The 15,210-nt window shown below is 41.1% G+C and carries 16 protein-coding genes; 11 read left to right on the top strand and 5 right to left on the bottom strand.

The features are described 5' to 3' along the window. Positions 1-112: 112 nt before the first annotated feature. From A9267_RS08570 to lolB, 4 genes are all read right to left on the bottom strand, one after another. The gene (locus A9267_RS08570) at positions 113-1,111 is read right to left on the bottom strand and encodes an FAD:protein FMN transferase (protein WP_156669130.1); all 999 of its coding nucleotides are present in this window, start codon (positions 1,109-1,111) and stop codon (positions 113-115) included. A gap of 177 nt (positions 1,112-1,288) precedes the next feature. Continuing rightward, complete coding sequence (locus tag A9267_RS08575) at positions 1,289-2,236, bottom strand: ribose-phosphate pyrophosphokinase (RefSeq protein WP_065108919.1); 948 nt, start codon at positions 2,234-2,236, stop codon at positions 1,289-1,291. 105 nt (positions 2,237-2,341) lie between these two features. Then, positions 2,342-3,211 (bottom strand): 4-(cytidine 5'-diphospho)-2-C-methyl-D-erythritol kinase, encoded by an 870-nt coding sequence (gene ispE / locus A9267_RS08580; protein ID WP_055026470.1) that lies wholly within the window; start codon positions 3,209-3,211, stop codon positions 2,342-2,344. Positions 3,212-3,233: 22 nt separating this feature from the next. Then, complete coding sequence (gene lolB, locus A9267_RS08585) at positions 3,234-3,863, bottom strand: lipoprotein insertase outer membrane protein LolB (protein WP_055026469.1); 630 nt, start codon at positions 3,861-3,863, stop codon at positions 3,234-3,236. A gap of 318 nt (positions 3,864-4,181) precedes the next feature. Here lolB and hemA point away from each other — a divergent pair, with 318 nt between their 5' ends. From hemA to A9267_RS08640, 11 genes are all read left to right on the top strand, one after another. Next, positions 4,182-5,432: a glutamyl-tRNA reductase gene (gene hemA / locus A9267_RS08590; RefSeq protein WP_055026468.1), complete on the top strand. Its 1,251-nt coding sequence runs from the start codon at positions 4,182-4,184 to the stop codon at positions 5,430-5,432. 15 nt (positions 5,433-5,447) lie between these two features. Further along, positions 5,448-6,533, top strand: a complete 1,086-nt coding sequence (gene prfA, locus A9267_RS08595; protein ID WP_055026467.1) for a peptide chain release factor 1 — start codon at positions 5,448-5,450, stop codon at positions 6,531-6,533. Positions 6,534-6,568: 35 nt separating this feature from the next. Further along, positions 6,569-7,426: a peptide chain release factor N(5)-glutamine methyltransferase gene (gene prmC, locus A9267_RS08600; RefSeq protein ID WP_055026466.1), complete on the top strand. Its 858-nt coding sequence runs from the start codon at positions 6,569-6,571 to the stop codon at positions 7,424-7,426. A 155-nt stretch (positions 7,427-7,581) separates the two neighbouring features. Then, entirely contained in the window at positions 7,582-7,977 is a 396-nt protein-coding gene (locus tag A9267_RS08605) for a SirB2 family protein (RefSeq protein WP_055026465.1), read from the top strand. 9 nt (positions 7,978-7,986) lie between these two features. Continuing rightward, on the top strand, positions 7,987-8,775 hold the full coding sequence (locus A9267_RS08610; RefSeq protein ID WP_065108920.1) for a SirB1 family protein: 789 nt from the start codon (positions 7,987-7,989) through the stop codon (positions 8,773-8,775). A 293-nt stretch (positions 8,776-9,068) separates the two neighbouring features. Next, positions 9,069-10,322 carry a DUF819 family protein gene (locus A9267_RS08615; RefSeq protein WP_055026463.1) on the top strand — a complete coding sequence of 418 codons (1,254 nt, stop codon included), beginning with the start codon at positions 9,069-9,071 and terminating at the stop codon, positions 10,320-10,322. A 57-nt stretch (positions 10,323-10,379) separates the two neighbouring features. After that, on the top strand, positions 10,380-11,228 hold the full coding sequence (gene kdsA, locus A9267_RS08620; RefSeq protein ID WP_065108921.1) for a 3-deoxy-8-phosphooctulonate synthase: 849 nt from the start codon (positions 10,380-10,382) through the stop codon (positions 11,226-11,228). Positions 11,229-12,418: 1,190 nt separating this feature from the next. Continuing rightward, positions 12,419-12,727 carry a hypothetical protein gene (locus A9267_RS08625; protein WP_065108922.1) on the top strand — a complete coding sequence of 103 codons (309 nt, stop codon included), beginning with the start codon at positions 12,419-12,421 and terminating at the stop codon, positions 12,725-12,727. Positions 12,728-12,846: 119 nt separating this feature from the next. Continuing rightward, positions 12,847-13,917, top strand: a complete 1,071-nt coding sequence (locus tag A9267_RS08630; protein ID WP_065108923.1) for a PIN domain-containing protein — start codon at positions 12,847-12,849, stop codon at positions 13,915-13,917. 84 nt (positions 13,918-14,001) lie between these two features. Continuing rightward, positions 14,002-14,490, top strand: coding sequence for a hypothetical protein (locus A9267_RS08635; protein ID WP_065108924.1), 489 nt, complete (start codon positions 14,002-14,004; stop codon positions 14,488-14,490). Between the two features lie 127 nt (positions 14,491-14,617). Then, the gene (locus tag A9267_RS08640) at positions 14,618-14,890 is read left to right on the top strand and encodes a hypothetical protein (protein ID WP_065108925.1); all 273 of its coding nucleotides are present in this window, start codon (positions 14,618-14,620) and stop codon (positions 14,888-14,890) included. A 70-nt stretch (positions 14,891-14,960) separates the two neighbouring features. Here A9267_RS08640 and A9267_RS08645 read toward each other — a convergent pair. Beyond that, the coding region (locus tag A9267_RS08645) for a transposase (RefSeq protein ID WP_156669131.1) at positions 14,961-15,210 on the bottom strand (250 nt) is incomplete at its 5' end.

Below are 15,210 nucleotides of genomic sequence, written 5' to 3' on the forward strand. Positions count from 1 at the left end.
GCAGTCAAATAAATCAATTAATAATTGCTTTTATTTGCGTCATAAGTACATTTTTCAAATTTTAAAAATGTGTGGGATAGACAGTTCAGACTCACCCAACTTACCCTTTAATCTAATTCTCTTGTAATCCCTTAGACACATGCAAGGTTTGCTGATTATCAATAATAATCGCTTCGTATTCTGGCAGCTGGTTAATCAGCGCCATGCCATCTTGTAAGCCTTTAACAAACACTGCGGTAGATAGGGCATCTACATAAGTTGAGTTTTTGCCAATGATAGATACGCTAACCACTTTTCTGGCTGAGTCACCGGTTTTGGGGTTAATGATGTGATGGTAGCGTATGCCATCTTCAATAAAGTAACGCTCATAATCCCCTGATGTTGAGATGGATTCATCGCTTAGCGGCAATTGCACTGCTGTTTTTTCAGCGGCGCGAGGATGTTTTATGCCAACAAACCAAGGGCGGCCGCGCCTGTCGCCTAACAAACCTGTGTCACCGCCTGCGCTAACGAGTCCATGTTTTATGCCTGCAGCTTTTAGTATGGCTAGGCACTGCTTTACTGCATGGCCTTTGGCAATGCCACCTAAATCAATACGTACATCTTGATTTTTAAACCGCACACTCGATTGTTGCTTATCTAACATTACTGCTCGGTAATCAATGGCATCAAGCGCTTGGTTGATGTCGGACTTAGCTGGTTTTTGACCTTGACGATAATCATATTGGTAACCGATAGAAGCGTAGGTGATATCAAATGTACCTTGGGTTAACTCGGCGATTTGGCGTGAATCAAGCAGTAAATTAAACAGTTCTTGGTCTACCTTAACTGGGGCTATTCCAGCTTGCTGATTAATGTGACTCAGTTGACTATTTGGCTTGTAAGGACTCATTAACCTGTCGATGCGGTGCATCTCTTGTTCGACCTTTTCAATAAGCTGGGCTGGCGAGTCTGAGATGCTCGAGTGTTCATTTTGTTCAAGCCAAAACTCGACATGGGCTTGAGTTCCCATGACTTGAAAACTTTTTTGATGCCATTGCGCAGTTGCATGGCCTGATAAGCTGGCTGCAAAAAAACAAAGAACAAGAATGAGATAGTTAGGTTTAAACATGACGTGCAGCTCGTTATTTTTATTAGTCACTGTGAGTGCAAGTAGGTTACTGAGTTATACAAGATTTGGCTAGCTGAGATGAAAAATGGTGCAGCAGCAAAGTGTAAAGCAATAAAAAAACGCACTCAATTGAGTGCGTTTAATCTATTCTGTTTCGCTATGTAGCATGTCAGAATATTAGTGGCGGAACATCGCAGAGATAGACTCTTCGTTGCTAACACGGCGAATTGCTTCAGCCAGTACCGCTGACATAGTCAGTTGGGTTACTTTTTCCACTTTTAACATTTCTGGGCTTAATGGCACAGTATCAGTCACAATCACTTCATCGATAACTGAGTTAGCAATATTGCTTGCTGCGTTACCTGAAAATACTGGGTGAGTTGCGTAAGCAAATACACGGTTTGCGCCATGTTCTTTTAATGCTTCAGCAGCTTTACATAAAGTACCGCCAGTATCGATCATGTCATCAACGATGATACAGTCACGGCCTTGTACGTCACCAATGATGTGCATGACTTGTGCAACGTTCGCTTGTGGGCGACGCTTATCAATAATGGCTAAGTCAGAGTCATCAAGCAGTTTAGCAACTGCACGAGCACGAACAACACCACCAATGTCAGGTGAAACCACTACAGGGTTATCAAGTTCTTTACCTAACATATCTTCTAGTAACACTGGGCTACCAAATACGTTATCAACAGGCACATCAAAGAAACCTTGAATTTGCTCTGCGTGTAAATCACAAGTTAATACGCGGTCAACACCAACACTTGATAAGAAGTCAGCAACAACTTTCGCGGTAATTGGTACACGTGCGCTACGTACGCGACGATCTTGGCGAGCATAACCAAAGTATGRAATAACGGCAGTAATACGACCTGCAGATGCGCGACGTAATGCGTCAACCATAACGATAAGTTCCATTAGGTTGTCGTTAGTCGGTGCACAAGTAGACTGAATGATAAATACATCAGCACCACGTACGTTTTCATTGATTTGAACACTGATTTCACCGTCGCTGAAACGGCCTACTACTGCATCGCCAAGTTTGCAAAATAAACGGTCGGCTATTTTTTTGGCTAGTTTAGGGGTAGCGTTACCAGCAAAGAGCTTGATATCGGGCACTTTATGAACCTCAGGTGTTGGCTTTAATGTTAGTGGCTAAAGATGAACTAAATTGACCGAAATCGTCGGTTAAGTTTAGTCAATATCATCTTTAGAAGATAAATTTTAGCTTTGGCTTAAACGGCTCACTAAAGGTGATTGATTTAAGCCTTTTGCAACAAAACCTTGCATAGAATCAGGCAGTTGTGCCAATGCATCTAGTGCTGTTTGTTGCTGTTTGAACTCTCCGAAGACGCATGCGCCAGTTCCGGTCATTCTTGACGGCGCATATTCTACCAGCCAGCTTAATGCATTGGCAACTTGAGGGTGCTTTTCTGCGACCAACTTCTGACAATCATTTGTCCAACTTTTCTGCATTAAAGTAGTTAGCTCTAATTTAGGGGTGTTACGTGGTAAGTGCGGATCTTGAAAGATAGCTTGCGTCGATACATGCACATCAGGGACGATAACTAAATAATAGTATTCAGTGGGTTCAACTGGTAATAGTTGCTCGCCAACACCTTCTGCGAAAGCTGAAAAACCATTAATAAAAACAGGGACATCCGCTCCAAGTTTTAAGCCGATTTCAGCGAGCTTTTCCAGTGGCAAATCGAGTTTCCAGAGCTTATTTAACGCGATTAACGTGGTCGCAGCATCAGAAGAGCCGCCGCCTAAACCGCCTCCCATTGGTAAGTTTTTCTGCAACCAAATTTCAGCGCCGCCATCATAATTGGCATATTCTTGTAATGATTTTGCGGCCTTTAGAATTAAGTTATCTTTTTCAGCGACAACTTTTGATAATTCAGAGTGTATCTTGATGCTGCTATTCTCTGTTGGTAAAAAGTCCAGATAGTCACAGCGATCGATAAATTGAAATAAAGTTTGGAGTTCGTGATATCCATCGGCACGTTGGCCGGTGATATGCAAAAACAAATTCAGTTTTGCCGGAGCTGGCCAATGGGTTGAGATGGCTGAGTTTTGGCTATTGGTTGTCATAAAGCGCTTCTTTATTCTTCTGTTATAAAGGGATATCAATAGGCGCAAGCGCTTGCCATTGATTAATTTGAATCTTAATACGCACATCTGCACGAGTTATTTGCAACAACTTTGGTACCATTGCACCGCTTTGTTGTTGGTAGCTTATATATTCTACTTGCCAACTTTCACCCAACTCAGGACTGGTAAAAGCGCTAATACTACCGTCATCATTATAACTGTCGACGATGTCATCGTTTGTGACTTGACCTGTTATCCAAAGCGGCAGTTTATTCAATGGAATTTGCATACCACTGACTTGGCCAATAAGGCGCTGTGGATCTGTATCTGTATAGGTTTTACCTTGAACAGTAATGGTGGCAAGTCCTTGTTTAGAGGTTAATGACAAGGCAGTCGTGCCAATCATCGTCGTTAAAGACAGCTCATCGTGCGGTTGAGATAAAAGATTGTCATGAAACCAAAAAAGGTTTGTACTGAATTTATCGGTTGATGAACGAAAGGCCAGTTTACCTTGTATTTCCCATGCCTTGGCTTCATTGGCTTGGGTAACATCAATATTTGACAGCGTATGAGGCGGCTTTACCGAACAGGCACTGAGGAATAAACAGCACAGTAATAGTATGCGCTGGGGAGTAAATGTTAAATATTGCAAGTGACTATGCGCCCTAAATAGAGTGTTGCTTTATAATACTGACCATAGTCTGCATTGTAAAAACTGCTTTGCGCTTTTTGCATTTTTATTAGCCAATAGAAGTAAATATCGAAAGATTACTATGCATGTTAGGGATTTACCTGCATCATAAACATTAATGAAATTGGTCTAATTTCCTATGGTTTTGTTAACAAGATAGAATAAATAGAAAAAATATAGACAATTATTCGGTTTTGTTAAGCCAATTGTGTTTTTCATTTTTGCAATTCAGTAGAATAGCCTAATTAATGATCCCGCGAAGAACTTAAAACGAGTCACATGAGCCTAGTAGCAATCGGAATAAATCATAAAACCGCCACGGTAGACCTTCGTGAGAAAGTCGCATTTTCACCAGATAAAATTCATGATGCCATGAAGAGTCTGGCGAGTCGCACAAGCTCAGGCGAAGCCGTGATTGTGTCGACATGTAATCGCACCGAGCTTTATTGTAATAATGGCTCGAAAGAAGACATTATTGAGTGGCTTGAAGATTATCATAACCTCACGCACGAAGAGCTCATGCCGTGTGTTTATAGTTATGAAAACCATGAATGTGTTAAACATTTGATGCGTGTATCTTCTGGTCTTGATTCATTAGTCTTGGGTGAACCGCAAATTTTAGGTCAAGTGAAACAAGCTTTTGTGAAAGCAAAAGAGGCAGGTACCACTGCGGTAACGATTGACCGTTTGTTTCAAAACACCTTCTCAGTGGCGAAAAAAGTCCGCACCGAAACTGAAATCGGCGCTGCAGCTGTATCAGTGGCCTTTGCCGCTGTTAGTATGGCAAAACACATTTTCTCTTCGCTTAGTACCACCAATGTCCTGTTAATTGGTGCCGGTGAAACCATTGAGCTTGTCGCAAAACATTTAAAAGATAATGAAGTTGCCGGTATTGTTGTAGCAAACCGGACAGTTGAACGTGCACAAGCCATGTGTGAAGAGTTCAATGCAACAGCAATTACACTACAAGAAATTCCAGACTATCTACCTAAAGCCGATATCGTGATATCCTCTACCGCCAGTCCGTTACCTATATTAGGTAAAGGCATGGTAGAAAAGGCGCTAAAACAACGTCGACATCAGCCAATGCTGCTAGTTGATATTGCAGTTCCTAGAGATATAGAAGCAGAAGTTGGCGAATTAGACGATGCTTTCCTTTATACTGTGGACGATTTACACAGTATCATTGAACAGAACATGGCTTCACGTAAAGAAGCCGCCGAGCAAGCAGAGATAATTGCTGATGAGCAAGCCCATGTATTTATGGAGTGGGTACGTTCATTAGAGTCTGTAGATAGTATTCGAGAATACCGAAGCCAGAGTTTGGCAATAAAAGATGAATTAGTAGAGCGCGCCTTGAACAAATTGACTCAAGGTGGTGACAATGAACAGGTGATTTTAGAGCTGGCAAACCGGCTAACCAATCGCTTAATCCATGCACCAACACAAGCGTTAACTTCTGCTAGTCGTCAAGGAGACTTGAATACCTTAGGCCAATTACGCGTCACGCTTGGTTTAGATAAAAATTAAGGTAACAAAGCTAAAATGAAAGAGTCGGTTATTCGCAAGCTGGAAGGCTTGCTTGAACGTAATGAAGAAGTGTTGGCATTACTCAGTGATGCAGAAGTTATTGCGGATCAAGACCGCTTTCGTGCTTTATCAAAAGAATTTTCTCAATTAGAAGATATCGTTAAAAGCTTCACTGCATTCCAAGAGGCGCAAGAAAATCTTGAGTCAGCTAATGAAATGTTAGCWGAGGACGATGCAGAAATGCGCGAAATGGCGCAAGAAGAAATCAAAGAAGCAAAATCAGAAATTGCACGTCTTGAAGACGAATTGCAAATTTTACTGCTGCCTAAAGATCCTAATGATGATCGTAACGCCTTTATTGAAATCCGTGCTGGTGCCGGTGGCGATGAAGCCGCGATTTTTGCTGGCGATTTATTCCGTATGTACTCTCGTTACTGCGAATCTAATAAATGGCAAATGGAAATCATGAACGCTAATGAAGGCGAACATGGTGGATTTAAAGAATTAATCGTACAAGTTACTGGTGAAGGCGTTTACGGTAAGCTTAAATTTGAATCAGGCGGACACCGTGTTCAACGTGTACCTGAAACTGAATCACAAGGCCGTGTTCATACCTCAGCTGTTACTGTTGTGGTACTGCCAGAAATTCCAGAAGCTGAACAAATTTCAATTAATCCAGCAGACTTGAAAGTAGATACCTTCCGCGCGTCAGGCGCCGGTGGTCAGCATGTCAACAAAACCGATTCTGCCATTCGTATTACTCACGTTCCTTCGGGGATTGTGGTGGAATGTCAGGATCAGCGCTCGCAACATAAAAACCGTGCACAAGCAATGAGTGTTCTTTCTGCTCGCCTGCAAGCTGTTGAAGATGAAAAGCGTCGCAGTGAAGAAGAATCTACTCGTCGTAACTTAGTGGCCAGTGGTGATCGCAGTGAACGTATTCGTACTTATAACTTCCCACAGGGGCGTATGAGTGAGCATCGCATTAATTTAACCTTATATCGTTTAAATGAAATTATGGAAGGTGATTTGAATTCAATCATCGAGCCATTGATGCAAGAAGAACAAGCTGATTTGCTTGCTGCGTTAGCAGACGACTAATTCCAATGATTGATTCCATTGAATAAGGAGTGACGTTGTCACATTCTTCTTTTTCTACCATTGCGGAATCTTTGCAATGGGCCTATAGCCAATTAGTCGACTCGTCAGAGTCGGCTCATATCGATGCAGAAGCTTTGCTTCTGCATTGTCTTAATAAACAACGTAGTTATCTTTACACTTGGCCTGAAAAAGTGCTGACTGCGGATCAATTTAAAGCTTACCAAACGATGATTGAAAAGCGTCAACAAGGGGTTCCTGTTGCGCATATCATTGGTGAACGTGAGTTTTGGTCATTGCCGTTTATTGTAAATGCCACAACGTTAATCCCAAGACCGGATACCGAGATCTTAGTCGAAACGGCATTAAACTTGCCTTTAGCTGACAATGCTAAAGTGCTTGATTTAGGGACAGGCACTGGAGCAATTGCTTTATCGTTAGCATCAGAGCGCCCACAGTGGCACATGACTGCAATCGATAAAATTGAGGATGCGGTAGCGCTTGCAAAAGCCAATCGTGACAACCTTAATTTACCGCATGTTGAGATATTACAATCGGATTGGTTTAGTGCTGTTGAGCATCAAGACTTTAATTTGATTGTGTCTAATCCTCCTTATATTGATGAAACCGATGTGCATCTTGATTTAGGCGATGTGCGTTTTGAACCATCGAGTGCGCTAACTGCGGCAGAACAGGGCTTTGCTGATTTATTTCATATCGCCCAGCACGCGACGAAACACTTATCTAACGGTGGATATCTATTGTTAGAGCATGGTTTTGAACAAGCACTCACGGTTAGACAAAAGCTGATTGATTTAGGTTATGTCAACGTTGCTACAGTACGTGACTTTGGTAGCAATGACCGTTGTACCCTTGGCCAGTGGCGCGGGGAATAAACCTCAGTAAGTTCTGCGCTTCGAATATATAAGCTATTAGTACGCTAATACGATTAGCGTACTGTCATAGGCTGTTTTCCCTAACATTGCTATCAAGCTGCTTGATGAAGTAAACTAGCGGCCATTTTATCTGTAGAGCAAAGAGAAAAACAATAATGGAAACCTTTTACAGTTTATATCCTGCTGTTAAGCATACGCACTTAACGTTCATCTTTTTAAGTGTGGTATTCTTTATTACTCGCTTTGTACTACACATGCGTCAATCGCCTGTTATGGACAAGAAGTTTGTCAAAGTTGCACCGCATGTAATTGATACCTTCTTATTATTGTCAGGACTGACATTATGCTTCATGATCAAGCAGTATCCATTTGTAGATGAATGGATGACAGAGAAGTTAATTGCCGTACTTGCCTACATTGGTCTAGGTGTAATGGCATTAAAAGGTAACCGCAATAAATTCTTTAAAATCTTTGCCTTTTTAGGCGCTATTGGATGGCTCGTATTGGCTGCCAGGCTGGCTCATTTTAAACAAGTTGTATTAATGGGTTAATAGAGTTTCATGGCTAAACATCAAATGAATGATGCAGTTAAGATCCCCGAAACTGCATTCGAAATAACGCAACATCTCGGTTTTTCACAAGAAAAAAAAGCACTCTGGGCTTGGTATGAAATTGCAGGTTCAGTGATGAGTTTGCATGTGGAAGATCCGCAGCAACGTTTTGACGGTTTATTACGCTGGTTTTATAACGATCTTGGCTTTTGTGCCCGTGAAGATTATTTCAGTGTCGAAGCGGCAGATTTAGGCAGTTGTATTATGAGCCGTCAAGGTAATAGTACGACTCTGGCAACTGTTTTAGTGTTACTGGCAAAGCAGTTGGACATCACCTTAGATGCTGTTTTGTTGCCGGGGCAAACCGTTGTTCGTTCTCGTATCAATGACGAAATGAAGTACTTTGACCCGCTAACGGGTGAGACATTAACACGTAACCAACTGCATTTATTAGTGCGTGGTGAGTTAGGTAATGCTGCCCAGATGAAGCCTAAGTACCTTAAAACGGCAACACTTAAGCGTCTGATTTCTCGCATGATACATGAGCTTAAAGCAGGCTGTATTGTGACGCATCAATTTGAGCAAGCAATGGAGTGCTGTAATTTATTATTACAATGGCACCCAGATGATGTGAACTTGAATCGTGAAAGAGCCTTCATTGCGCAGCAACTCGGATGCATCAAAGTGGCGATGTCAGATTTACAGCATTTTGTAGACAGTAGCCCGCACGATCCTGTGACTGAGATTGTTAAAATGCAATTAAAAGAGCTCAGTCAACAGCCGCAAACGTATCATTAACCGACTGACTGCACATCGATATTCAGGCTCATTTTATGAGCCTGAATTTTTTTGTTTCAAATGAGAACCTTGTTAACTAGGACGTGATCAATGTTATCGAGTGAGGTAGTTCAAGCAAACACCATGTAACTGCTGCTCAAAACAAGATTATCGATTACAGTACCAAGCTCATTAGCGATAAAGGCTAATGTAGCAGATATAACAATAATACGATTGACAAAAATAAGTACGATTAAACGTACATAACAATAAAAATATTTCACTATGACATGCATTCGCAAGGGAGATTGTTCATGACAACCAGTCCTATGGTTACTAATGACGCAACAGCATTAGGCCTGTTAGCCGTTATTCTTGGCTTTGTTTTTTATACCAGCTCTTCATCAAGTCCATTCTGGCAAAAGTTTTATAAATTTATTCCAGCCTTATTACTGTGTTACTTCTTGCCTTCATTATTAAATACGTTTGGTATTGTCGATGGTGATACCTCAAAGCTTTACTATGTCGCATCCCGTTACTTATTGCCTGCTTGTTTAGTGTTACTGATTTTAAGTGTCGATTTAAAAGCAATTCTCAGTTTAGGCCCTAAAGCCATTGTGATGTTTTTAACAGGCACAGTAGGTATTGTTATCGGTGGCCCCATTGCTTTATTAATCATTTCAGCGATAAACCCTGATGTATTAGGTGGTAACGGTCCAGATGCGGTTTGGCGCGGTATGACGACGCTTGCGGGCAGCTGGATTGGTGGTGGTGCAAACCAAGCATCGATGAAAGAGATATATGAAGCGGGTGGTAATATCTTTTCGGTGATGGTCACGGTTGATGTGATTGTGGCTAATATTTGGATGGCTGTTTTATTACTCATGGCCTCAAGAGCTAAACAGATTGATGCTAGAACGGGGGCTGACACCACAGCACTTGAAGCATTAAAAGAAAAAGTAGAAAAGTATCATGCTGAAAATGCCCGTATACCGTCATTACGTGATTTAATGCTGATAGTGGCAATAGGCTTTGGGGTAACAGGGTTAGCTCATTTTGCCGCAGACTTTTTAGGGCCATTTTTTGAAACCAACTATCCTTGGACTCGAGATTACAGCTTAACCTCGAAGTTCTTCTGGTTAGTGGTATTGGTGACATCAATTGGTTTGGCTTTGTCATTCAGCCCAGTTAAGCATTTAGAAGCCGCTGGCGCATCTAAAGTCGCGTCGGCGTTTTTATATATTTTGGTGGCGACCATTGGTTTGCACATGGATGTATCAAAACTCGCAGACGAGCAAAACTTGTGGTATTTCGCCATCGGGATTATTTGGATGATTGTGCATGCTAGTTTTATGTTACTGGTGGCCAAATTAATCAAAGCACCATTGTTTTATATGGCAGTGGGAAGTCAGGCAAACGTTGGCGGCGCAGCATCAGCGCCAGTGGTTGCCGCCGCTTTCCATCCAGCTTTAGCGCCAGTGGGCGTATTGTTAGCGGTATTGGGCTATGCTGTAGGAACGTATATGGCATGGTTATGCGGACAGCTATTACAAATTATTGCTGTTTAGCCTTATTATATGGCGCTGGATAACCAGCGCATTGAATGTTGAAAAAGAGAAGTGACTATGGAACAAAAAATCATTGGTTTGAATGAACTTGAAATCGCAAATGACAAACCGTTTGTATTATTTGGCGGCATGAACGTGCTTGAGTCTCGTGATCTTGCTATGTCGATTGCTGAGCATTATGTAGAAGTAACACAAAAGCTAGGCATTCCGTATGTATTTAAAGCCTCTTTTGATAAAGCAAACCGTTCATCGGTCAATTCATACCGTGGTCCAGGTATGGAAGAAGGGTTAAAGATTTTCGAAGAAATTAAATCAACCTTTAACGTACCTATCATCACAGATGTGCATGAAATTCATCAGTGTCAGCCTGTTGCAGATGTGGTTGATATTATTCAATTGCCAGCGTTTTTAGCCCGTCAAACAGACTTAGTGGTTGCAATGGCTAACACTGGTTCAATCATTAATGTGAAAAAGCCACAGTTTTTAGCGCCACATGAAATGCGTCATATTATTAAGAAGTTTAACGAAGCGGGTAATGACAACATTATCTTATGTGAGCGTGGCTCAAGCTTTGGTTACAACAACTTAGTTGTGGATATGCTAGGCATGGATGAAATGAAGCAATCAGGTTACCCAGTGATTTTTGATGCGACTCATGCATTGCAGCGTCCTGGTGGACGAGAAGATAGCGCTGGCGGACGCCGTGCTCAAGCAACAGAGCTTGCTCGTAGTGGTATGGCGTTAGGTTTAGCGGGTCTGTTTATTGAAGCGCATCCAGATCCCGATAATGCCAAATGTGATGGCCCTTGTGCATTACCATTGCATCAGCTTGAAAACTACTTGGCCCAAATGAAAGCGGTTGATGATTTGGTTAAGTCGTTTGAGCCGATTGATACCAGTAAGTAGATAAGAGATGTTTAAAAGCCCTGAACTTATGATTAAGTTCAGGGCTTTTTTATGGCTTGAACTTAACGTTGTTTGGATAGGGTAAGAAGTAATTTTTGGTATTTTACTTGGTTATAAGATCAAGGTCGTGGCGCTTCGCCCACACCAGACCAAAAGGGGAAAAGCGCTTGTTCCCCTTTTGGATATCCCCCAGCGCCCCTAACGAAAAATGCTGAAAAGCGCATAATTTTCGATGGGGATTGATCCAGCTTTTTACTTCGTTTGTTGCAAACTTCGGCCTTATTCGAAAATGCTAACGCTTCCGATGGTGCATCCCTGCACCGCGAAAGCTATGCTCACATCCATGTGAGCATCACGCTATTTTCTTCAACGTCCTCAATTCAAATTGAGCCTTTTAGCTATTTTTTATTACCGCGAATGAAGTTAAATCGAAGAAACAATAATCCCAATGTAGATGCGTTCAAGACCTTAGAAAATAAGGCGAAGTTTCACAGTGTGAAACGCTCTGAGCGAGAGACATGGATGCCGAACAGGCTGTTTAACATGGATGTTATTTGTTTTCGTAGAGCCCACATGGATGTGTTTACGGCGTGTCTTGGATGTATCAGCATAAAAGGTCGCTCTTTCACATCCATGTGATCGCGACATTCCGTTCATCCTGAACATTCCTGCGGCAGGCAATTGGTTAAGCTGAAGTTATGGACGACTGAAAAAAGAGCCAATATAAATGAAGTATAGAATTGATGGACTTAAAACGTTTTTGCCTCATATCGAGCTAGCAAGAGTAGCTCTTGTGGCGGAGAACGGAAATATCCCCTTATATTTTCTAATCTATTGCACACTATATCTGACTTTGAAGTACTAGATAGATATACAGTTATAATTATACGCAGATGACTCGTGAGTAAAGTGAGCAAAAATCGGGTGATTTATGCTCGATAAACTGCTAGTTTTTTGATAAGTTGTTGAATCTAAAGTTATTGATAAAAGGTTGTAGAGACCTCTACATCAAAACGCTCATTTTTGCGGGCTTGATACTAATAAAACGGGTATTAAATTTTCATTTTATCAATACTAAACAGTCGGTTGGCTTGGTATCGTTGCTACTAAGTTGAATTTTTGTCAGGAACATTATCGAGCAGCTATATAATAAGCTGTTAGGCGAACCTCAAATTAGGAGTATTATTAAAATGGATGTGAAAGAATTTGTAGCAGAAACACTTAAGCAAGTTACAGAGGCCGTAAAAGAAAACTCTTCAACATTGAAAAATGGTCACGGTTACATTGATGAACTTAAAAAGCTTAATATGTTCTCTCACGGTAATGGTTTCGTAACTTACGTAGATTTTGATATAGCTGTAACGGAATCTAGTTCTAAAGAAGGTGGAGCAAAATTAAGTGTTGCTGGTATTGGCGCTTTAGGTGGAGATTTAACAGAAGGAACTGAAGTTGCAAGTAAGGTTAAGTTTCGTGTTCCAATTCAAATAGACGGTTTATAATTCGCCTAACAAGGCGTTCAAACGGACAAAAAACAGTTGGCTGTTTCACTCCGTTCACAATTATAGCCAACAATTTTTTGCCGCTTAACGTGGCGTTAAATCCACTCAAAGGACGGAGCATGGAACTAGAGTCCAGAAAAGTATTTATTGATACACAATCATTTATAAAGCTGGGATTGAATTTCAATCATCCAACATTACAGTCGTTCGCTGAATTGTGTAGAAAAGGAAGCCTCTCACATCTAAGCACAACAGTTGTAAAGAGAGAGGTTGAGGCAAAGATATCTTCTTCAGTTGAGGAGGGTATAAGTTCTCTTAAGAACTTTCGCCGAAAAGCTCGCCTGCTTGAGAGAATTGAAGATGACAGTATCAAGGCTCTTTTTGTTGAAATTGACGAAAAGGATTCGATTAAAAAGGCGGTCGATGTATTCAATCAATTTCTAGATGATGCCGCCACGAACGTAATATCAACGGAGAAAGTGAATCCCGAGAATATATTTGAGCTGTACTTTACCTCTAAAGCCCCATTCGGCGATGGTAAAAAGAAGTCTGAATTCCCTGATGCATTTTCGATTTATGCTTTATTAGCTGAGTTGGGTGAAGAGAAAGCTTACGTAATATCAGACGATGGCGACATGAAGGGTGTGTGTGAAGCTCACCCTCAAATCATAAGCATCGACGCTCTAGAAAAGTTTCTTGATTTATACAATGTCCATGAAACTGCAATTGCAGAAGCAGTTAAGGCTCACATAACTTCTCTTGCTAAATCGATAAAAGATAGTATCGAGTCTTCAATAAATGACACATGGGCTTACAATCAGGCACCGTGGGAAGACTCAGAAGTCGAAGATTTTCAAGTCACGGAAGTGCATGATTTCGATCCTTTAATAGTACGGGTTGATGACGAAGAATGTTTAATCACCTTCGACGTCGATGTTGACTATGAGTACACAGTTTCTGGTCCCGATTTCAACAATGGTACATATGACCGAGAAGACGGGCGAATGTACACTTTTGGCACCACTTCTCATGCGGAATGCACTACAAGCACATTTACTGTAGAAATAAGCTACTACTACGTTATCGAAGATGGCGAGGTTGGCGATATAGATGAAACTGACTTCTCTGTACTTGGCCTATCAGATGGAATTGCAGTGTATATGGAGGAAAACGGACCTGAGCACTGGTAATGATTTAACAAGCGCATGTTGTCGGACTGGTTTTCCGCTGCGCTCCAAACCAGCCGCAAATACGGGCGTTAGCAGTACAAGTATATGAATCAAATTTTAGTGTTAATTTTAAGCCTTTTTACTTTTGAAGCATTAGCATGTTCAATGATGCCAACTTCAAAGTATTTTGATATAACGGGCAAAGATACAATTGAACCTGTCACACCTGTTTTTGAGTTAGATGGAGTTCATAGAGGTACTGATGATGGAAATCACGGTTCATGCTCAGATGCTGGCTCTATTATTTTAAAACTCAAAAACATTCCAAATATTGAACAAGGTTATATTTTTGAAATTGTAGAGGGCACATTTGAAGATACTCTGTTTACTGACAAAGCAATTACCCTTGCAGACTTCCTTGAAGAAAAAGATAAATACTTTTTCGTCTGGTTTGATGGAAATTCGGAAGAACAAGAAGCCTTTGATATAAGAATAAAAATTACAGCAGTATCAGAATCAGGTATTAAAAGTGAACCACAGTATTTAAATGTATCTCATCCGGGTGTTCAAAAGCCTTGGTGGAAAGTCTGGTAAGTACTGCTAACAAGTCATTCAAGCGGGACTGCTAACAGTTTGCTCAGTTTCGCTTCGCTACACATTTTAGCAAACAATTTTCAGCCCCTTAATGAGGCGTTAACTGTCTTTAGCATCGAGAATTGTAATGTCGAATAAAAGTGTCTTGGAAAGACTGTTAGTCGAAATAGATGGGTACGAGACAAATCGTAATGATCGTGATGCTTTTGCCAAAAGAGTAGCTGAATCAATAGAAGCCCTAGAAGGTGTACCTTACTCCGTAAATCAAGAAGGTAGAGATTGGCAGTATAAAATTGAAACAGAGGGTTACTTCGACGAGGAAGGTTTTGAATCTGAAATAGATGAAGTAATCCCAAAACTTAAGGAGTGGGTCAATGTGCTCATTCATACCAACAGTTAACAAGAGACTATGGCGTCAATAGCTAATTTCATATTTTTGGCGCTTCCCACATTACACCATCTCTTAGCATTTAATTCAGTGTTACAACCATCTTTCTAATACAGGCAATAATGGCTACTTTCTTTGGTTTTCCGGCTGCGACTAAACGTTGGTAAGTTGCTTTGAAAACAGGATTTGATTGTATGGCTGACATCATTGCCATATACAAAACTGTCCTGACCTGATGCCGTCCACCTTGTATCTTTCTTTGGCCTTTGAAGCGACCACTTTCCTTATTCATTGGTGCAACACCAACTAATGAACTCGCTTCTTTATTATTA

Origin of the sequence: Shewanella sp. UCD-FRSSP16_17 (assembly GCF_001675935.1) — a bacterium.
In the GTDB taxonomy this organism is placed as follows: domain Bacteria; phylum Pseudomonadota; class Gammaproteobacteria; order Enterobacterales; family Shewanellaceae; genus Shewanella; species Shewanella japonica.

What these genes read in the sequence shown, in the direction of transcription:
- A9267_RS08610 (WP_065108920.1), top strand. Translation starts at nt 7,987, where the DNA reads ATGGCTAAACATCAAATGAATGATGCAGTTAAGATCCCCGAAACTGCA.
- A9267_RS08625 (WP_065108922.1), top strand. Translation starts at nt 12,419, where the DNA reads ATGGATGTGAAAGAATTTGTAGCAGAAACACTTAAGCAAGTTACAGAG.
- A9267_RS08635 (WP_065108924.1), top strand. Translation starts at nt 14,002, where the DNA reads ATGAATCAAATTTTAGTGTTAATTTTAAGCCTTTTTACTTTTGAAGCA.
- A9267_RS08640 (WP_065108925.1), top strand. Translation starts at nt 14,618, where the DNA reads ATGTCGAATAAAAGTGTCTTGGAAAGACTGTTAGTCGAAATAGATGGG.
- ispE (WP_055026470.1), bottom strand. Translation starts at nt 3,211, where the DNA reads ATGACAACCAATAGCCAAAACTCAGCCATCTCAACCCATTGGCCAGCT.
- A9267_RS08630 (WP_065108923.1), top strand. Translation starts at nt 12,847, where the DNA reads ATGGAACTAGAGTCCAGAAAAGTATTTATTGATACACAATCATTTATA.
- A9267_RS08615 (WP_055026463.1), top strand. Translation starts at nt 9,069, where the DNA reads ATGACAACCAGTCCTATGGTTACTAATGACGCAACAGCATTAGGCCTG.
- A9267_RS08570 (WP_156669130.1), bottom strand. Translation starts at nt 1,111, where the DNA reads ATGTTTAAACCTAACTATCTCATTCTTGTTCTTTGTTTTTTTGCAGCC.
- kdsA (WP_065108921.1), top strand. Translation starts at nt 10,380, where the DNA reads ATGGAACAAAAAATCATTGGTTTGAATGAACTTGAAATCGCAAATGAC.
- A9267_RS08605 (WP_055026465.1), top strand. Translation starts at nt 7,582, where the DNA reads ATGGAAACCTTTTACAGTTTATATCCTGCTGTTAAGCATACGCACTTA.
- hemA (WP_055026468.1), top strand. Translation starts at nt 4,182, where the DNA reads ATGAGCCTAGTAGCAATCGGAATAAATCATAAAACCGCCACGGTAGAC.